At 63.1% G+C, this 18,736-nt stretch carries 19 protein-coding genes; 2 read left to right on the top strand and 17 right to left on the bottom strand.

Annotation, left to right across the window (positions count from 1 at the left end; translation table 11 throughout):
- The first annotated feature begins 127 nt into the window (after positions 1 to 127).
- A complete protein-coding gene (locus tag ACQ5BM_RS11095) occupies positions 128 to 682 on the top strand; it encodes an N-acetyltransferase family protein (RefSeq protein WP_429811155.1) in 555 nt (184 codons plus the stop codon).
- 105 nt (positions 683 to 787) lie between these two features.
- On the opposite strand, the gene ACQ5BM_RS11100 is transcribed toward ACQ5BM_RS11095, so the two are convergent.
- The 10 genes from ACQ5BM_RS11100 to ACQ5BM_RS11145 all read right to left on the bottom strand — a co-directional run bounded on the left by ACQ5BM_RS11100 (position 788) and on the right by ACQ5BM_RS11145 (position 12,312).
- Positions 788 to 1,873 (bottom strand): DUF1513 domain-containing protein, encoded by a 1,086-nt coding sequence (locus ACQ5BM_RS11100; protein ID WP_429810852.1) that lies wholly within the window; start codon positions 1,871 to 1,873, stop codon positions 788 to 790.
- 78 nt (positions 1,874 to 1,951) lie between these two features.
- The gene (locus ACQ5BM_RS11105; protein ID WP_429810853.1) at positions 1,952 to 2,941 is read right to left on the bottom strand and encodes a magnesium transporter CorA family protein; all 990 of its coding nucleotides are present in this window, start codon (positions 2,939 to 2,941) and stop codon (positions 1,952 to 1,954) included.
- 208 nt (positions 2,942 to 3,149) lie between these two features.
- Positions 3,150 to 4,268 carry an imelysin family protein gene (locus ACQ5BM_RS11110; RefSeq protein WP_429811157.1) on the bottom strand — a complete coding sequence of 373 codons (1,119 nt, stop codon included), beginning with the start codon at positions 4,266 to 4,268 and terminating at the stop codon, positions 3,150 to 3,152.
- The gene (locus tag ACQ5BM_RS11115) at positions 4,265 to 5,794 is read right to left on the bottom strand and encodes a di-heme oxidoredictase family protein (protein WP_429810855.1); all 1,530 of its coding nucleotides are present in this window, start codon (positions 5,792 to 5,794) and stop codon (positions 4,265 to 4,267) included. The genes ACQ5BM_RS11110 and ACQ5BM_RS11115 overlap by 4 nt, the downstream gene beginning before the upstream one ends.
- A gap of 48 nt (positions 5,795 to 5,842) precedes the next feature.
- Positions 5,843 to 7,123, bottom strand: a complete 1,281-nt coding sequence (locus ACQ5BM_RS11120; protein ID WP_429810857.1) for an imelysin family protein — start codon at positions 7,121 to 7,123, stop codon at positions 5,843 to 5,845.
- A gap of 189 nt (positions 7,124 to 7,312) precedes the next feature.
- Complete coding sequence (locus tag ACQ5BM_RS11125; protein WP_429810859.1) at positions 7,313 to 8,602, bottom strand: RsmB/NOP family class I SAM-dependent RNA methyltransferase; 1,290 nt, start codon at positions 8,600 to 8,602, stop codon at positions 7,313 to 7,315.
- 136 nt (positions 8,603 to 8,738) lie between these two features.
- Complete coding sequence (locus tag ACQ5BM_RS11130) at positions 8,739 to 9,113, bottom strand: septal ring lytic transglycosylase RlpA family protein (protein WP_429810861.1); 375 nt, start codon at positions 9,111 to 9,113, stop codon at positions 8,739 to 8,741.
- Positions 9,114 to 9,573: 460 nt separating this feature from the next.
- On the bottom strand, positions 9,574 to 10,449 hold the full coding sequence (locus tag ACQ5BM_RS11135) for an SDR family oxidoreductase (RefSeq protein WP_429810863.1): 876 nt from the start codon (positions 10,447 to 10,449) through the stop codon (positions 9,574 to 9,576).
- Positions 10,437 to 11,639, bottom strand: a complete 1,203-nt coding sequence (gene queG, locus ACQ5BM_RS11140; RefSeq protein ID WP_429810865.1) for a tRNA epoxyqueuosine(34) reductase QueG — start codon at positions 11,637 to 11,639, stop codon at positions 10,437 to 10,439. The genes ACQ5BM_RS11135 and queG overlap by 13 nt, the downstream gene beginning before the upstream one ends.
- Positions 11,620 to 12,312 carry a glutathione S-transferase family protein gene (locus tag ACQ5BM_RS11145; RefSeq protein WP_173515269.1) on the bottom strand — a complete coding sequence of 231 codons (693 nt, stop codon included), beginning with the start codon at positions 12,310 to 12,312 and terminating at the stop codon, positions 11,620 to 11,622. The genes queG and ACQ5BM_RS11145 overlap by 20 nt, the downstream gene beginning before the upstream one ends.
- Positions 12,313 to 12,494: 182 nt before the next feature.
- Between ACQ5BM_RS11145 and ACQ5BM_RS11150 the strand changes: the two genes are divergently transcribed.
- Positions 12,495 to 13,301 (top strand): undecaprenyl-diphosphate phosphatase, encoded by an 807-nt coding sequence (locus ACQ5BM_RS11150; RefSeq protein ID WP_429810867.1) that lies wholly within the window; start codon positions 12,495 to 12,497, stop codon positions 13,299 to 13,301.
- Between the two features lie 236 nt (positions 13,302 to 13,537).
- On the opposite strand, the gene ACQ5BM_RS11155 is transcribed toward ACQ5BM_RS11150, so the two are convergent.
- The 7 genes from ACQ5BM_RS11155 to dnaN all read right to left on the bottom strand — a co-directional run bounded on the left by ACQ5BM_RS11155 (position 13,538) and on the right by dnaN (position 18,696).
- Complete coding sequence (locus tag ACQ5BM_RS11155; RefSeq protein WP_173515271.1) at positions 13,538 to 13,699, bottom strand: hypothetical protein; 162 nt, start codon at positions 13,697 to 13,699, stop codon at positions 13,538 to 13,540.
- A 236-nt stretch (positions 13,700 to 13,935) separates the two neighbouring features.
- On the bottom strand, positions 13,936 to 14,916 hold the full coding sequence (locus ACQ5BM_RS11160) for a complex I NDUFA9 subunit family protein (RefSeq protein WP_429810870.1): 981 nt from the start codon (positions 14,914 to 14,916) through the stop codon (positions 13,936 to 13,938).
- Positions 14,917 to 15,037: 121 nt separating this feature from the next.
- Positions 15,038 to 15,325, bottom strand: a complete 288-nt coding sequence (locus ACQ5BM_RS11165; protein WP_247960856.1) for a DUF1330 domain-containing protein — start codon at positions 15,323 to 15,325, stop codon at positions 15,038 to 15,040.
- Between the two features lie 114 nt (positions 15,326 to 15,439).
- The gene (gene pyrF / locus ACQ5BM_RS11170; protein WP_429810872.1) at positions 15,440 to 16,144 is read right to left on the bottom strand and encodes an orotidine-5'-phosphate decarboxylase; all 705 of its coding nucleotides are present in this window, start codon (positions 16,142 to 16,144) and stop codon (positions 15,440 to 15,442) included.
- 3 nt (positions 16,145 to 16,147) lie between these two features.
- Entirely contained in the window at positions 16,148 to 16,735 is a 588-nt protein-coding gene (locus ACQ5BM_RS11175) for a histidine phosphatase family protein (protein WP_429810874.1), read from the bottom strand.
- Between the two features lie 4 nt (positions 16,736 to 16,739).
- Positions 16,740 to 17,342, bottom strand: coding sequence for a phospholipid N-methyltransferase PmtA (gene pmtA / locus ACQ5BM_RS11180; RefSeq protein WP_429810876.1), 603 nt, complete (start codon positions 17,340 to 17,342; stop codon positions 16,740 to 16,742).
- Positions 17,343 to 17,577: 235 nt separating this feature from the next.
- Positions 17,578 to 18,696: a DNA polymerase III subunit beta gene (gene dnaN, locus ACQ5BM_RS11185; RefSeq protein ID WP_173515276.1), complete on the bottom strand. Its 1,119-nt coding sequence runs from the start codon at positions 18,694 to 18,696 to the stop codon at positions 17,578 to 17,580.
- Positions 18,697 to 18,736 lie beyond the last annotated feature (40 nt).

The raw sequence follows: 18,736 nt of genomic DNA on the forward strand, positions 1-18,736 counted from the left end.
CCAGGACGACAAGACGGAAAGACGGAAGAGACCGGCCTTGGACGGTGTTTGCGCCCGCTCGCGAAAAATCCTCGCCACTCCCGTTCGTGCCGTTTTTAAGCCCGCTTGTCGCACCTATATCTCCTTCATGAACAGCTTCCGCCGCATCGAAATTCGCCCGGCCGTTCCGGATGACATCATGATGATCGCTTCTGTCATCGTCGAAACCTGGCGAACGACGTTTCGTGGCCTGATCGCCGATCAGTTTCTCGACGCCATGACGATCGAGCAGCAGGCGCTGCGCCACGCCAGGCGAATGCGCGTTGCCGGGGTCTTTCATCTGGTGGCGGTCGATATGAACGCGGACAAGGTGATCGGCTTTGCGAACTATGGCAAGGCGCGCTCCATGCCGCCGCGCTTCGACCGGGAGCTCTACGCGCTCTACATTCTCGAAGAGTTCCAGCGTGCCGGCATCGGTTCGGCGCTGGTGCGAAGCGTCGCGGCGCACAGCCGCGAGATGGGGGGCTCTTCGCTGTTCGCCTGGGTTCTGTCGACCAATCCGAACCGATCCTTCTACGAGCGTCTGGGCGCAGTGCCGGTCGCCCAGGGACAGGTCGCGCTCGGCGACGAGACGCATGAGCAGGTCGCCTATCGCTGGAATGACCTGGCGCGGCTCTCTGGTGCTGCGGATCTCGCCGCCTAGAGATCCCGCTTTCAGGTGGAATCGCTGGAATCGGAAAGATGCCTGGAAACAGGTGTCAGAGCGACCTTTGCGCGTCTAGACGCGCGGCGCCTCGTCTCTTTCGGACTACTTCAATCGCACGATGTGCTGGTCCCAGGCGACGCGGCTTTGCTGCCGCTTGAAGTGGCCATCATAGGAGGAGACGGCAAAGCCGTGATCGGCAGCGGCAACCCCTGCTGCATCAACGACGCGCTCCTCCTTCAGCACCGCTCCGGTCCGGACATCGAGCGTTACGGCCACGTTGCCCTTGGGCGAGGTCAGGCCGATCAACCCCTCGTGCCGGTTGACCGCGATCGCGCCGACATAATTTGCCAGCGCTTCCGTCGTGCGCTCGGGCAGTGATAGGAACTGGAGGTCCTCCCCCCTGGAAAAATGCCCGACGAGCGGCGGCAGGTCGTTGCGCGCGCCTTCGTACTGGCAGGCAAACCAGATCTCGCCTTTCGGGCCGATATCGACATGGCGGATCGATAGCCGGCTGAGGTCATCAGGAAGTCCGTGTTTCTGCACGAGCGCTCCGGTTCGCGTGTCGACCAGCGTCAGGCTCGGCTCCATATGGTCGAGATTGAGCTTGGTGCGGCCGAAATCCGGGTGCGTCTCGATACCGCCATTGGCAATCGCCAGCAGGCGTCCATCGGCGGCAAGCGTCATGTCGTGCGGGCCGATGCCATAGGTCGGGACCTCGCCGATACGGGCGAAGTTGTCGGTGCCGTCATAGATGCCGACCATGCCGCGGTTGGCGGCAAAGTCGTTCTCGGTGGCATAGAGCAGCCTGCCATCCGCGGAGAAGCAGCCGTGGCCGTAGAAATGCCGGCCCTCCGCCGCGGCGATGACCACCGGTTCCGCCGTGCCGTCCGTCGCAAGGATCATTGCATAGGTGCCCGGTCGACGGGCAAAGGCGACTGCCCGGCGACTGACCGGCGAATAGGCCATGCCATGGGCGCGGGCCGGCAGTGCGGTGCGCTCGATGATCTCGCCCGTTTCCGTCAGCGTCGCGACGCCGTAGCTTCCATCGGGCGCCATGAAGGCGGACGCGAAGACGGCATCCGCTCGTCTCAAGGCGAATGCCCGCTCGGGCGCAAGGCTTGCTACCCAGGCCGCACCCGCCATTTTCATGAAACTGCGCCGGTCGATCAGGCCCGTGGCGGCTCTCATGCCATCCTCGCTCGTCGTGGAAACCCGCAGCCCTGAACGGAGGCGCCATTCAGGGCCGCGATATACCGGGTTGCGCGCTCAGAGCCAGCCCCGGCGCTTGAAGTAGAAATACGGCACGATTGCCGAGATCACCATCAGCATAAGTGCCGCAGGATAGCCGAACTCCCATTGCAACTCCGGCATCACGCCGAAGTTCATGCCATAGATCGAGGCGACCAGCGTCGGCGGCAGGAAGACGACTGCGGCAACCGAGAAGATCTTGATGATCTGGTTCTGCTCGAGATTGATGAGACCGAGCGTCGCGTCGAGCAGGAAGTTGATCTTGTTCGACAGGAACAGCGCGTGATCGCCAAGCGAGGTCGCGTCGCGCTGGATCAGCTTGATCCGCTGCCGGCTTTCCTTTCCAGCCTTGCGCGGTCCCATGCCTTCGAGCGCCACATGATAGGCGACAAGCCGGCCGATGCTGACGAGGCTTTCCCGGATCACCGTCAAGAGGTCGCCCTTCTGGCCGATCTGCTCGATCAGCGACTGCAGGTCGCGCGTCTTCTTGGTGGCGCTGGCATTGGTCTTGCGGAACACTTCCCGTGAAATCGCGTCGACCTCGCTGCCAGCGCGCTCGAGCGCGTCCGCCGTGCGGTCGATGATCGCTTCGAGAAGGCCGAGCATCACCAGTTCGCCGCTCTCACAGATCTGGCCGTTCGCCTTCTGGATGCGATTGGAAAAGGTCTGAAACGGCTTCGGGTCGGCATGGCGGACCGTGACCAGCGTCGTGCCCTTGAGAATGAAGGTCACCGGCACCTTGACCGGGTAGTCGCTGTCGAGCTTCGCGGTTGCCGTCATCGTCATGAATTCGGCGCCATCCTCCTGGTAGAGCCGGTCGGAAAGCTCGATCTCCTGCATCTCGTCGCGGGTCGGGATCGCGATGCCGAGTTGACCCTCGACAAGGCGCGTTTCCTCGACGGACGGATTGAAGAGATCGAACCAGATCGCCGGCGTCTGGGAGGCGATGCCGTCGAGCATGTCGACGAGCACGAGGTGGCTGTTCTGGCTTTTGTAGATGCGCAGCATTTGGGGCTCCATAGGGCGAGTCATCCGACCGCCATGAAGCCCTGATCAATCAGGACCGGACGGTCGTGAGCGTGAAGGCTCGACTTCGACTGTCGGGGTTCATTGTGAGTTGGTCCTTGTGGTGAAACGTGCCCGCGAAAGCGGACACGAAAAGCGCTTTGCGCCTAAAAGCCGGAATTGTCAACACCCTGTCCGAGCGGGGTTTTGGTCAGTCGCCGTCGGCAAAGGAGAAGCCGGCGCCAAGTCCGATCGCGCCGCCGAAATCCTTGTTGAGGCGGTCGAGAAGGTCGTTGGTGTTGAGCGACAGGAAGGCGAGCTTGCCGCGCTTGTTGTCATCGGCAAGGGCCGCGTCGATCGGTCCATCGATGTTCCCGGCCGCGCCGATCACCGACTTGAACACGAAGTCGGCCGAGCCTGCGACGGAGCGGCTGTCTTCCGGCAGCAGACTTTGCATGTCGGCAACGTCGAACAGTGTCTTGAGGCCACGGACATTCCCGGCGATCGAGGCCATGGTGTTGCCGGAGCGCCAGTAGATCGCAAGCTTCGGGTGGCCCTTGTCGTCCTTGCCTTCGTAGAACGGTTTCAGCCGCTGGTCCTTCACCGTCTCGACTCCGTGGACGAGAATGCCGAGCAGCTCGGTGGCCGCCTCGCGGCTGTCGCGGAACTCGGGATTGTCCGGGCCCGGATGTTTCCAGGCCGCCTGGATGCCGTCCGGCTTCTGCCACGCCGCCAGGAACTCGCCGGCGATCGTGTCGAGATTCGCGGTGATCGCCAGGCCGTAGCGGCAGCGGAAGTTCCCCGCCTTGCTCGAAAGCGCCTCGGCGCCGGTGCCATAGAGCACGTATTCGAGCGCGCCCAATCCCTGGGCTGCGACGCTCTTGCCCTTGAGCTTGGCTTCGTCCGTTGCGCTTTCATCCTCTTTCGCAAGGATCGCCTGCACTTGCTTCAGCCCGGTGCTCTTGCGATCGGGGTAGAACAGGAAGCGTTCGAACCGGTTTTGTTCGAGAGCCGGGCCAAGCCTCACGACCTCGATCGCCGACCAGGCGCCAACCAGATCGGAGAACGCACTCTGTGCGCTCTTGAGTGCCGGTTGCGACGGCGCCGCGCAGAGCTTGGCTGTCGCTTGCCTTGCGGCGGCGGTCTTTTCCGTGAGGTTGCGATAGCCGGGAACGATGAACGCGTCGACGGCCTTGGCCATGACGGTCGGGATGGCGGCCTCGTTGACGACGCGCGGCGAGAGCGCGCTCCCTTCCTGGGCCATTGCCGGCAATGCGGTCGTCAGCGCCAGGGAGAATGCGAGGGTGAGCATATGCGTAGGGGACATCAGAGTGACTCCAGGAAGGCAAGGAGATCGCGGCGATCGCTCGCGGCAAGGGCGGCGAAAGCGTCGCGGGCCTTTCGCCCTTCGCCGCCGTGCCAGAGGATCGCTTCGGTGAAATTGCGGGCGCGTCCGTCGTGCAGCAGGAAGGTGTGCCCGCTGACGGTCTTCGTCAAGCCGATGCCCCAAAGCGGTGGCGTGCGCCATTCGCGGCCGCTGGCGATACCGACCTGCTGACCATCCGCAAGCTCCTCGCCCATGTCGTGCAGCAGGAAATCGGAATAGGGCCAGATGAGCTGGAACGATTGCGCCTTGTTGTCCGCATCGCGGCGGGTGACGAATTTCGGCGTGTGGCAGCTCGTGCAGCCGAGATCGTAGAAGACCTTCTTGCCGCGGAGCGTCTCGGCGAAGCTCGCCTTGCGTCGCGCCGGCACGGCGAGGTTCTTGGAGTAGAAGGAAACGAGATCGAGCACCGGGTCCGGAGCTTCTGTCGGTCCGAGACGCGCCTGCTCGCCGGTCGGCATGGCAAGACATTTTGCCTGCGCCGCGGTGCAGTCGCCATGCGGCCGGTCGGCGTCAGGGGAGGAGATGCCGATATCGGTGGCGAAAGCGTCGGCGCTCTGTTGCCGCACGGTTGCGTTCTGCGCCTTCCAGCCGAAACGTCCGAGCATCGGCTTGCCGCTCCTGGCATCGCGCGTCAGCGCCGGCCGGCCGCTGATTCCGTCGCCCTCGGCGTCGTCGGGATCGGCCAGCGCCAGGATATCGGCCTCGTGGATCGCCTCGATCAGGCCGAGCCCGATCATCGGCTGGGCCACGCGTGGCGAAAGCGTCGTCGCCGGATCGAGTGGCCCGTAGGCGAGGTCGGCAATGGAATAGCTCGGCTTGCGCAGCGACACGGTCTCGCCGTCGGCAAAGGTGAAGGGCTCCTCGGTGTAGCTGACCTTCAGGCGGCCCTCGGCCGTAAGCCCGGGCACGGCGCTGTCCTGAAGCTGGGCGCCATAGACCGGATCCGGAAAATTGACGACCTTAAGGGCTTCGAGCAGCCGACGTTCCTCGTCGTCGCGCGGCGGGCGCGCCAGGCGGAAGAACATCGAAGTCGTATCGGTGGAGCCTTCGGGCGGGCGGCCGCGCCCGTCCTTCAGGTGACAGCTCTGGCAGGCGCGGGCGTTGTAGAGCGGACCGAGCCCGTCGGACGCTTGGGTCGAGGAGGGTGAGGAAACCCAGAGCTTGCGGAAGAGCGCATTGCCGAGCTTGAAGCCCTCTTCCTCCTGGAACGTGAGATTGGCCGAGAACTGCGAGAAACTGTCGGCGTTGACGGGCGCGATCGAAGTCGCTGCACCCCCGGACATCGCCTCGAAGGTCTCTGCCTTGGAGAAATCCGTCGTCGGCCGCGTCACCGCTTCGACGCGGGCGCGGTCCTTGCTGTCGAGATCGGTGCGTTCGGTCGGAAGACCGTCGCCGCCAAGAGCGGGCAGGGCCGTAGAAAGCGCTTGAACGAGAAGAAGCGCGAAGAGGCCGGGGACGCCAGGTTTCATCTACGGAGGATCGGGCCGCACCTATGCCGGGCGGCCCGCCTTTTCAGCTTATTGGAAGACGGCGTTAGGATTGTCCAGGCTGTCCGAACCTTCAAGCTCGATCGTGCCGAGATCCAGCGACGCAATGACGCGCTGCACGGTCTTCGCCTGGGCGATCAGACCGTCGATCGCCGCCTGAACCGTGGCGTTGCCCTCGGCATTGCCTTCGCCGATCATCTGGTCGTAGGCCTCGGTCGTTTCCGCCCGCTTCGCCATCGCCTGCATCTTCTCGACCGTGGTGGCGAGATTGGCCGTCATTTCCTTGTCGAGAGCCGCATCCTTGGCGGCGACGAGTTCGGAGAGCGAGGCGCCCGTCATCTTCGTACCGTCGACGCGGGTGTATTCGCCCGTATAGGCCGACTGGATGCCGATCGCGTCATGAAGGTGGGAGTTGTGCGTGTTGTCGGAGAAGCAGTCGTGCTCTTCTTCCGGATCATGCAAGAGCAGGCCGAGCTTCATGCGCTCGCCGGCAAGCTCGCCATAGGAGAGCGAGCCCATGCCGGTGAGGATGGCGACGAGGCCGGCCTTCGGATCGGCCTCGACGGCCTTGGTCGCAGCACCGTCCGGTGTCCAGTTGGCGACCATTTCCTTGAGGTCGGAAACGAGCAGCTCGGTCGCGGCCTTCAGATAGGCGGCGCGGCGGTCGCAATTGCCGCCGGTGCAGGCCTTGGGGTCGTAGTCCGTATAGGGGCGGTTTCCGGCGCCGGCCTTGGTGCCGTTCAGGTCCTGGCCCCACAGCAGGAACTCGATCGCATGGTAGCCGGTCGCGACGTTAGCCTCGATGCCGCCGGCTTCCTGCAGCGTGCCCGCCAGGAATTCCGGCGTGATGTTGCTGGCATCGACGTCCTTGCCGTCGATCTTGATCGTCTTGTTGGCGATGACGTTGGCGGTGAAGAGAGCGTTCTCGTCGCTCTCGCTGCCGTAGCTCGGATCGACATAGTCGATCAGGCCCTCGTCGAGCGGCCAGGCGTTGATCTTGCCTTCCCACTCGTCGACGATCGCGTTGCCGAAACGGTAGACTTCGGTTTCCTGATAGGGATTGCGGGCCTTGAGCCAGGCGTCGCGCGCTGCCTTCAGCGTTTCTTCGCTCGGCGTCGCGATCAGCGCGTCGACTGCCTTGTCGAGTGCCTCGGCCGTCGTCAGCGCATCTTCGAACTTGGCATGGGCGACAGCGGTGTAATGCTTCACCACGGCGGCGGCATCGGTGGCGGCGTGGGCCGGCTGCAGGGCCAGCGCCGACGTTGCCGTCATCAACGCCAGCGCGGCGCCACGGATGAATTTCTTGGTCATGACCCTCTCCTGTTGCTTCCTTCGGCGCAGCCGAGCGAGCCCGCAGACACGGGTGTCGTTCAGGCGTCGGGCCATGAGAAAAGGCCCCGGCCGGGCCCGCCTCTCATGAACCAAAAGCAAACTTGTGTCAAAGTGTATAGTTTAGAACCTTTCAATCTGATGCCGGGCGTTCGGTGGCCGGCGAAGGGCTCAGCCCTTGCGTTGCATCAGGCAGAAGAAGAAGCCGTCCGTGCCGGTGGAAGCGGGCGTCAGCGTCACCGTCTTCATGTCGGCCGACCAGGGCTGCGGCTTGTCGGTCCCGAAGAGCGTCGCCCAGATGTCGGCAGCCGAGAGGATCTCGAATTCCGGATTGTCTTCGCAGAAGCCGTAGACCTGGGCTTCGTTTTCCTCAGGCAGTACCGAGCAGGTGACATAGATGAGGTGGCCGCCCGGCCGGACGAACTGGGCAGCACTTGCCAGCGCTTCCTCCTGCTGGGAGATGCGCTCTTCGAGGTTCTTCTGGTTGAGCCGCCACTTGGTGTCCGGCCGCCGGCGCCAGGTGCCGGTGCCGGTGCAGGGCGCATCGACCAGCACGCGGTCGAAGCGGCCGGCGAGCGGCGCCAGGCTTTCGGTCGATTCATGCACCTGGACATTGCGGGTGCCAGCGCGCTTCAGCCGCTCGATGATCGGGGCGAGGCGCTTGCGGTCGGTGTCGTAGGCGTGCACCTGGCCCTTGTTGTTCATCGCCGCCGACATGGCGAGCGTCTTGCCGCCGCCGCCGGCGCAATAGTCGAGCACCTGTTCGCCTTCCTGGGGAAAGGCGAGATCGGCAACGATCTGCGAGCCCTCGTCCTGGACTTCGAACCAACCCTTCTGAAAGGAAAGTTCCGCCGTCACGTTCGGCAGGCGCGAGGCGCCTTCTCCGGCGGGAATGCGAATGCCGTTGCGGGCGATCGTCGCCGGTTCCGCACCGCTGCGCTCCAGCGCTTTCAGCACCTTGGCGCGCGAGGCTTTCAGCGTATTGGCGCGCAGGTCGAGCGTCGGTCGGCCGGCGAGCGCCTTGGCTTCCTCGAGCCAGTCGTCGGAGAAGTTTTCCTCGAAGGAGGCCTGAACCCATTCGGGGATATCGCCCTGGACATAGGCCGGCGCGTCTTCGAGACGTCGCGTCGTGAAGGCCTGCATGCGCTCGGCGGAAGGGGCTTCCGGTGCGAACCTATCGCCGTCGAGTTCGGCGGCGAGCGCTTCCGGGGTGAAGCCCCATTGGCGGTACATGACGGCATGACCGAGTGCTGCGGCGCTGTCGCTGTCCATCAGATAGGCGTGCGAGAGTTTCATGCGAAGGGCGTCGTAGACGATGTTGCCGATCGCGGAGCGATCGCCGGATCCGGCGAAGCGATGGGAAAGGCCCCAATCCTTGAGCGCGTCGGCGACCGGGCGCTTCCGCTTTTCGATATCCTCAAGAACCTCAATGGCTCCAGCGAGCCTGCCGCCCAAACGCATCTTCGATCAACTCCTTTTTCGCCGTGGTAGCGGCGATGGCATCGAAGAGCAAGACGGCGGAGAAGATTAACCGCTTAAGAACGGTCTTTCTCAAGTAAACCCACCCGACGATTGGTCGGACGGCAGTATTTCAAGATCAGGAATTGACGACGCGATAACAGACGCTGGCGGTGCCGGAGCGTACCATGCCGATCTGCGAGGCCGCGGCCTTGGAAAGATCCATGACGCGTCCGCGAATAAATGGCCCACGATCGTTGATGCGAACGATCACGCTCTTGCCGTTGCGTTTGTTGGTGACCTGAACTTTGGTTCCGAATTTCAGGCTGCGGTGGGCGGCGGTCAGGTGTGCCGCATTCATGCGCTCGCCGGAGGCGGTCCTGGAACTCAGCGCATACCAGGATGCGCCGCCGCAGCCGGCGCCGGCTGCATGGCTATCGGAAACGGAAACGAGACCGATAGCGGTCGTGAACAGCGCTGCAGCGGCAGCCGCCTTGATCTTCGCTGGCGTCAAACTGGCGATCCCCCTGGTCAAACGATTGGTAAAAATCTTCTGAGAAACGCTAATTGGGGCGAAAAATGGCAAAACCGTGCTTCAACCATTTACGTTCTATTAGGAATTATTAAAAAAGGACGAAAATTCAAAAACGAAGATCGTTTGAAATAGTTTAAATGAAGTCGGGAAGTTCTTTGGAATCAGCGGTTGAACGCTGTCGGCCTTCCGCACGCAGGCGCAACTCGGTGGTAAACGAAAAAATTCATTAAAAATTTCGAATTGGACGAAAATTCCGGAATCCGGATGGTCGAAAATTCTACACTAGCGCCTAGGTTGTATTTAATTCATCAAGTATCGAAGGAATATCCAGAGAATGTCACAATTCGGGCGGCGTTTCCATCGCCATTACTGATGAACAGACTATCGGCTTTCTATAAGCATTTGGGATTATGTTGTTGATTGAACGCCGCGTTGCGTTTCAGGCGTTGCGCCACGCGCCGGATTGCCAGAGCTGCGCAAGCGAAACGCGATAATCGGGATACGCGAACTCGAAGCCGGTGGCGCGCATGCGGGCGTTCGAAACGCGCTTGTTCTCGCCATAGAAGGAGCGGGCCATTGGCGAGAGTTCCGCCTGTTCAAACGGGATCTCCGGTGGCGGCTCCACACCCATCAGCCGCGCGGCTTCGGCCACAACGTCCTGCGGCGGCGCCGGCTCGTTGTCGGTAATGTTGAAGACGCCGCTCGTACCGTTGCTGGCGAGGAACAAGGTCGCCGCGCCGATGTCCTCGACGCGGATGCGGTTGAACACCTGCCCCGGCTTGATCAGGCGTCGGGCCGTGCCGTTTGCGAGATTGCAGAAGGCATTGCGTCCCGGGCCGTATATGCCCGCAAGTCTGAGCACCGCGACCGGGATGGTCTGCCTGGCGCCGAAGGCGATCCAGCCGTCTTCCGCTTCCACCCGCTCGACCGAGCGCGCCGAAACCGGTTTGCGCAGCATGTCCTCGGTGACCCATGCCCCGCCATGGTCGCCATAGACGCCGACCGTCGACAGATAGCCGATCCACGTGAGGTTCGGAGCCAGTTGCGCGAGATCCGGGCTGGAAGCGCGGAACATCGGATCGCCGTCGCGGCCGGGCGCGATCGACTGGACCAGGTGCGTCGCCTGGCCAAGCGCGGCTGCGAGTTCGTCGGAGATCGTTTCTCCATCGAACAGGATCGGATGGATTCCGGCCCTTTCAAGCTTCACCGCCTTCTCCGCGGTGCGGGTCGTGCCGACAACGCTTGCCGCCGCCGGAGCCATGGCCTGCGCGATTGCCGTACCGGAGTAGCCGGCGCCAAGGATCAGGACATGCATCGGCTCACTCCCGCCATCTGCCATTCGTTGAGGACGTCTTCGTCCGTCTCTGGCTCGCATTGTTCGGCAAATTCTGCAAGCGCTGCCGGCGCGACCAATCGTGACAGGGCCCAGACCGCCATCGCCCGTACCACAGGCGAGGGATCATCGATGCGTGCCTTGACCGCGGGCGCAAGCGCCGGATCGCCGGAGTTGCCGGCCGCGATCAGCACGTTGCGCACGAAACGATCGCGGCCGATGCGCTTGACCGGCGAGCCCGAGAACAGGCTGCGGAAGGTCGGGTCGTCGAGGTCGAGCAAGGTTTCCAGCGACGGGGCCTTCAGATCCTCGCGCGCCTTCAGCTTCATTTCGGAAGCCGCCTGGGCGAACTTGTTCCAGGGACAGACGGCGAGACAGTCGTCGCAGCCATAGATACGGTTGCCCATCAGCGGCCGCAGTTCCGGGTCGATCGGCCCCTTGTGCTCGATCGTCAGGTAGGAAATGCAGCGCCGCGCGTCGATCTGATAGGGTGCGGGGAAAGCGCCGGTCGGGCAGGCATCGAGGCAGGCGCGGCAGGAGCCGCAATGGTCGCGCTCCGGCTCGTCGATGATGAGTTCCGCGGTGGTGAACAGGCTGCCGAGAAACAGCCAGGAGCCGAATTCGCGACTGACGAGATTGGTGTGCTTGCCCTGCCAGCCGAGGCCGGCCTTTTCCGAGAGTGGTTTCTCCATCACCGGGGCGGTGTCGACAAAGACCTTGACGTCCTCGCCGGCGCGCGCGGCAAACCGCGTCGCGACTTCCTTGAGCTTGCCCTTGATGATGTCGTGATAGTCGCGATTCTGGGCGTAGACCGAGATCGCGCCGAGATCGGTCTTTTCGAGAATTCCGCGCGGATCCTCTTCCGGCCCGTAATTCATCGCGAACATCACGACCGAGCGCACGTCGCTCCAGAGCGTTCGCGGGTCGGAGCGTCGCGCGGCAGTTTCGGCGAGCCAGTCCATCGTTCCGTGGAAGCCGTCGTCGAGGAAGTCCTGCAGCCGTGCCGGCGCCTCGGGAATGGCGTCCGGCCGGGTGATGCGACAGAGATCGAAGCCCTTGTCTGCCGCCTCGGCCTTCAGGAATTCGGTCAGCTTCAGCCGCCGTCTATCCCCACTGTCAGCCTTGGCAGCGATGCCGGGCACGGTTTCAGCCTCAGAAGTCGAGGTCCGCATAATGCGGAACCGGGGTTACGCCGCGCACGCGCTCGGAAAGCAGCGGGCGGAAGGAGGGGCGGGACTTCAGCCGCTGGTACCACTCCTTGGCGGTCGGGGCATCCGACCAGTCGATCTCGCCGAGATAGTCGAGCACGGACACCGTCGCAGCCGCCGCGAGGTCTGCATAGGAGATGCGGTCGCCGGCAAGCCAGGTGCGCGAACCCGCGAGCCAGGAGAGATACTTCATATGCTGGCGGATATTGGCGCGCGAGGTGCGCAGGATCTTGCTGTCGGGCGCACCGCCACCCTGGTCCGGCGTCATCTGCAGCTTGAAGATCCGCTCGCGCACCAGCGGCCGGGTGACGTCCGCTTCCATCTTCTGCAGGAACCACTCGACAAGGCGGCGGATTTCCGCGCGCTGGAACGGGTCTTCCGCCAGAAGCCGACGATCCCGCTTCATGATGCCGTTCGTCTCGTCGAGATATTCCGAGATGATCGTGGCGCCACAAAGTGCTCTCATACTGTCGTCAACATAGACCGGTAACGTCCCGGCCGGATTCAAGGCCAGGAAGTCGCGCCGGTTCTCCCAGGGCTGCTCCTCGGACAATTCCGTCTGATAGCCATATTCCGAGAGGATAAGGCGTACGAACCGTGAAGCGGCGGACATGGGGTGATGATACAGTGTCGGCATCGATGATCTTGCTTCTCAGAGTCTTTTTGCAGGGGGCGTCGGCTTTTTGCAGGGGGCGTCAGCGTGGCGGCGCAAGCGTCTGGCCACGGCTCCTGTGATAGAGCTATAGAAATTTGTGGTGGTAAACACAAGCGAATCAGCCTTTTCCTCCCACTCCAAAACTTGTCAGGAAAATCTCATATATGGCGGATCAATCGATCATCAGCGCGCTCGTCCTCGGGCTCATCGAGGGCTTGACGGAGTTCATCCCCGTCTCGTCGACGGCGCACGTCCTTCTCGCCGGCCACTTTCTCGGCTTCAAGTCGCCGGGTAACACCTTCGCCGTCCTCATCCAGCTCGGCGCCATTCTGGCGATCCTGCTCGTCTATTTCCAGAAGCTTCTGTCGATCGCGCTGGCGCTGCCGACGAGCATCAAGGCGCGCCGCTTCGTCCTGTCCGTTCTGATCGCCTTCCTGCCGGCGGCCGTCATCGGTGCAATCGCCCATGATTTCATCAAGGCGGTGCTGTTCGAGACACCTGCCCTGATCTGCGTCGTGCTGATCGTCGGCGGTGTCATCCTCTATGCGATCGACCATCTGCCGCTGAAGCCGCGCTATACCGACGTGATGGACTATCCGCCGTCGCTGGCGCTGAAGATCGGCCTGTTTCAGTGCCTGGCGATGATCCCCGGTACTTCGCGCTCCGGCGCCACGATCGCTGGCGCCCTGCTGATGGGGACGGACAAGCGCTCGGCCGCGGAGTTCTCGTTCTTCCTGGCGATGCCGACCATGGTCGGCGCTTTCACGCTGGATCTTTACAAGAACCGCGACGCGCTTTCCTTCGATGATTTCACGCTGATCGCCGTCGGCTTCATCGCGGCTTTCGTTGCCGGCATCTTCGTCGTGCGTTCGCTCTTGGACTTCGTCTCGCGGCGCGGCTTCACGCCGTTCGCCATCTGGCGCATCCTCGTCGGCACGGCCGGCCTGATCGGCCTCTGGCTGCTTGGCTGAACCGGGATCAACGATCCCCAAACGAAGGCGCGTTCTCGGACGCGCCTTTTTCTTTGGCCTCAGTTTTCCTTGATCTCTGACCGGGTCTCAAAAACTAAGCCGCGTGCGTCTCAAGGTGAAACGCACGCGGCTACTGGCCCCCGCCAATAACTCTAAATATGCCCCTCGCAGCAATTCCGGGAAAAAGCGCGAAGCGGCCTTCCGTCCGGAATTGCGTGATCTGAAGGGCGCCGGCCTTAGTGGCCGGAAAGATCGATCGATGCCGTCGTGCACGGATCGACGCCATAGGCCGGCGCGCAATCCTTGCCGCTGCTCGCGACCGTGTTCGGCGCGATGAATGAGCCAGCCAGAATGATCAGTGCCGCAGACGCAAAAAAGATTGCGATCGACTTGCCCATGGACGCTATGCCTTTCGAGATTGCTGCTGCCGCCCGCCGTGCCTTGCGATCGGGGCGCGAGGCGGTGTTTAGTCGCTGGATATGACATGATCAATATCAGGACATGTTGAATTTGCGGTAAATGCCATTCGCTTTATTAACTGCGGCAGAACTGCAACGCTGTTGCCCGGATACCACAGCAAACGGCCGCCGGCGGGTGCCGGCGGCCGTTCAAAAGAAGATGGGCTTCGCAGCGATCAGGCGGCGCGGCCGCTGCGGGTGTACTGGCCCTGCGGGCGATAGCGCACCAGATAGGTCGGCAGGATCGATTCCAGCATGGTCGGCTCGATGCCGATGCCGGCGAGCGTGCGTCCCTCCGAAACCGCCTTTGCCGAGACGACATTGTCGGATTTCAGCAACACCACCTGGTCCGCCGTGAGCGGCGGCGTGACGAAGGGGACCATCGATGCGATGCTGCCGACAAGGGACGCAACGCCGAAGGGCAGCGACACCAGCGTACGCTTGCGGTCGATCGTGTTCAGCATGATCTCAAGACAGTCGCGGAAGCTTAAGACATCCGGGCCGCCGAGCTCATAGATCTTGCCCTTGGCGATCTTGCCGTCGACGGCGCGCGCGACGGCCTCGGCCACGTCGGTCACGTAGACCGGCTGGAATTTGGTGTGACCACCACCGATCAGCGGCAGGATCGGCGAAGAACGGGCCATGCTGGCGAACTTGTTGAAGAAGCCGTCCTCGGGTCCGAAGATGATCGAAGGACGCAGGATGATCGCGTCAGGCTTCGTTTCCAGGATCGCCGCCTCGGCGCGACCCTTGCTGCGGGCATATTGCGACGGCGAGGAAGCGTCCGCGCCGATTGCCGAAATGTGCGTCAGCGTCGCGCCGACGCTGCGCGCCGCTTCCGCCACGGCGCGCGCGCCGAAATCCTGGACGGCGTCAAAGGTGTTGCGGCCGCTTTCAAACAGCACGCCGACGCAGTTGATGACGTGGTCGGCGCCTTCGACGGCGCGGTCGACGGATTTGCGATAACGCAGGTTCGCCTGGACGAAGGAGATCTGGCCGACATTGCCGAGCGGCTGCAGGTGGCCGGCAAGGTCCGGCCGGCGAACGGCAACACGAATGCGGTAGCCGCGCTTGGCAAGCGCGCGCACGACATGACGGCCGACGAACCCGGATCCGCCGAAAATCGTCACCAGCGGCGGAAGGTTGGACAAGGTCATGGGAAACGCACTCCTGATCGCAGAGGAAAGAATTGATTGCTACATAGCCCAACAGCCGCGAGAGGTGAAGGCCAATCCACGCGGCTTGCAGGACCTATAGGAAGATGGGGATGCCGGGCCGTCAGATGCCTTCGACGACGACCATCTCCGCGTCGGCGACTTCCTGGCGGATCGCAGCGGCAATCTGATATTCGGGCGAGTTGTAACAATCGACCGCTGCCTGCAGCGACGGAAATTCGATGACGACGTTGCGCGCACGAACGCCGCCCTCGAGGCGATGATGTTCGCCGCCGCGCGCGAGAAAATTCGCGCCGTATTTCTCGAAGGCCGGCTTTGCTGCCGCCACATAATCCTTGTAGCGCTCGGGGTCGCGGACATCGACCCGTGCGATCCAGTATCCCTTGGCCATGTTGAGCTCCTCGTCTTTCGGCACCGGGGCCGACGGCAGTTACTTCCGGCAAATTTTGGTCGAGGTCAAGCGGCTCAACATGGGATCGCTTCGGCGTCAGGAAGACTGCCCGTCTCAGCGCGGGAGAGCCCCGTCCATCTCCGCCAGAATGGCGCGGGCGGCGGCAAGCGGTTCGGCGGCTGCGACGATTGGGCGCGCGACGACGAGATGGCTGGATCCGGCCTTCAGCGCTTCGGCGGGCGTCATCACCCGCTTCTGGTCGCCCTTGTCGGCGCCGGCCGGGCGGATCCCCGGGGTGACCAGCGCCATGTCCGGCCCGATGATCTTGCGCACCGCGGCGGATTCCTCGGCCGAGCAGACGATGCCGCCCATGCCGGCCGCGCGCGCCTGTTCGGCCCGGCGCAGCACCAGCGTATGCGGATCGTACTCATAACCGGCATCGATCACGTCCTGCTCGTCCATCGAGGTGAGCACGGTGACGCCGAGCAGGCAGAGGTCGGAACCCCTGGCAGCCTCGACGGCCGCCTTCATCGCCTTCGGATAGGCGTGCAGGGTCAGCATCGACATGCCCATCTTGACGATGTTCTCGACGCCCTTGGCAACCGTGTTGTCGATGTCGAGCAGCTTCATGTCGAGGAAGACCTTCTTGCCGCTCTTGGCAAGGTCGCGCGCGAATTCGAGCCCGCCGGCAAAGACCAACTGATAACCGATCTTGTAGAAGGAGACCTCGTCCCCGAGCGTCGACACGATCCTCTCGGCATCGGCGATCGTCGGAAGGTCGAGGCCTACGATCAGTCTGTCGCGCGCGGTTTCGGTCATCGTCTAGATCCCCTGCCAGTTTTCCATGGCGGTCCAGTCGCATGCGACGGCGCGATCCGCAAGGCGGAAAGCGAAGACGTTGCCGCCGCCACCGCCCTTCTGGTCGGAACTGCGGGCAATCGGTGCGCCGAGCAGCCGGCACTTCAAGAGGGTGCCGACGCCGCCGTGGCCGACGAAGGCGATCGGAATCTTGGGATCGTGATTGTCGAGAACACGCAAGACTGCATCCGATATGCGGGCCTGGGCGTCGATCGCGCGCTCCCAGCCCTTAAAGCTTTCCGTCGGATGGGCGAAGAACCAGTCGGCCGCCGCCTCGAATTCCGGCGGCGGCAGGAAGCCGGTGGCGGAGCGGTCGTTCTCGCCCATCTCGTGGTGGATTTCGACCGTCAGCCCAGCCGCATCGGCAAGCCGTTGCGCCGTCTCGATCGCCTTGGTCTCGTCACTCGAGACGATCCTGCCGAGCGAACGCACCCAGGGCAAGGTCGCGGTCCTGGCCGCGCGCTCGCGGCCAACCGAGGAAAGTCCCCATTGCGGAACGGGCACGTCTGGATCGATCTGGACCTGCGGATGGGTGACGTAGACGCCGAACATTCCGTCAGTGTGCCCGACGATAGACCCAAAGCTGAGCCGGCGGGATGTTGCGCACGACGAAGTCGAGGTGCTGGATGCTGTAGCGGTCCGGCATGGCGACGACGGGCGACAGCGGCCCGTAGGAAATCTGCACGACCGGCCGGCCGGCCGGGATGCGTGACAGCAGATCCTCGATCAGTTCGACGCGCCGGTGCATCGGAAAGTTCAGAAGCGGCACCGCCGAGACGACGCTGTCGAACGTCTGCCCCTTCAGTTCGCCGAGCGTATGTTCCAGATCGAAGGCGTCGCCATTGACAAAGTTGACGCCGGCGAAGTTGGCCTTGAGCTGGTTATAGAAGTCGGTGGAATATTCGACCGAGACCAGGCTCGATGCGGGCAGGCCGCGTTCCAGAATTGCCTTGGTAATGACGCCGGTGCCCGGGCCCAGCTCCAGAACCGGCAGGCCCGAAGCGGGATTGATGACGCTCGCCATGCGGCGCGCGGTAACGGAAGAGGTCGGCAGGATTGCGCCGACAGCCTTGGCATTGCTCATCCATCCCTTGAAAAAGCGAATTTCCTCGTCGAACTTCCGTCCGAGCCGTTCCTTCACCTTCACGCGCAAATTCATTGAACCCCTCAAAACCGTCGTCCTCTCCTCATACGGCCGCCCGCGATTGATCCTCGCTCGCTGATTCGAGCCGGTCGCGGCGGCGGCAACAATAATGTGTCCCCATCTGCGGCAAAAACAAGTCTATCTGCGCCTGAAAGCGTCCGCTTATCAACAGCCGCCGGATGGATCGACCAATAAAAAACCCGTCACGCGCAGGCGTGACGGGTTGGCATTCGCACCACGTCAGGCCTGGTTACACGCGCATTGGCATGAGCACGTAAAGCGCGTCTTCGGCAGCAAGATCGCGAACGAGCGTCGGCGAGCCCGGATCGGCCAGCATGAAGATCGCATCGGTGCCGGTCAGCTGCGAGGTGATGTCCAGCAGGTACTTGGCGTTGAAGCCGATTTCGAGTGGGTCGTGTTCGTAACCGACGGGCAGTTCTTCGGTAGCACTGCCGGAATCCGGATTGTTGACCGTCAGCGTCATCTGGCCCTCGCTCAGCGCCAGCTTGACGGCGCGGCCGCGTTCGGACGAGATCGTCGAGACGCGGTCGACGGCCTGGGCGAAGGACTGGCAATCGACGCGCAGTTCCTTGTCGTTGTTGGCCGGGATCACGCGCTGGTAGTCCGGGAAGGTGCCGTCGATCAGCTTCGAGGTCATGACGATCGAGCCGATGGTCAGGCGGATCTTGGCATCGGACACTTCGACGGTGACGACGAGGTCCGGATTGTCGAGCAGCTTCTGCAATTCGCTGACGGTCTTGCGCGGGATGATGATGCCCGGCATGCCCTCGGAGCCGGACGGCGCCTCCACGTCGGCGCGGGCCAGACGGTGGCCGTCGGTGGCGACAGCGCGCAGCTTCAGTTCGCCCTTGCTCTCGACGGTGTGCATGAAGATACCGTTGAGATAGTAGCGGGTTTCCTCGGTCGAGATCGCAAACTGGGTGCGATCGATCAACATCTTGAGGTCGGTCGCCTTGAGGCGGAAGGAGTGCGAGAAGCTGCCGGCGGTGAGATCCGGGAAGTCGGACTGCGGCAGGCACTGCAGCGAGAATTTCGAACGGCCCGAGGCAACGGTCATTGCCGTGCCCTCGGCATTGGTGGCGAGCAGCACCTCCGAACCGTCGGGCAGCTTGCGCACGATGTCGTAGAGCAGATGCGCCGGCACCGTGGTCGCGCCCGACTGTTCCACCTGCGCCGGCGTCGCCTCGGTGATTTCGAGGTCGAGGTCGGTCGCCTTCATTTCCAGGCTCGCGCCGTCGGAACGCAGGAGCACGTTCGAGAGGATCGGGATCGTGTTTCGCCGCTCGACCACGCGGTGTACGTGGTTCAGCGATTTCAGGAGGTTGGACCGCTCGAGAGTAATGCGCATGGGATGCCGCTTTCAACCATTGCCCGGCGGACGAGGCGCC

The organism is Ensifer sp. B1-9, assembly GCF_050474445.1.
Taxonomy (GTDB): Bacteria; Pseudomonadota; Alphaproteobacteria; order Rhizobiales; family Rhizobiaceae; genus Ensifer.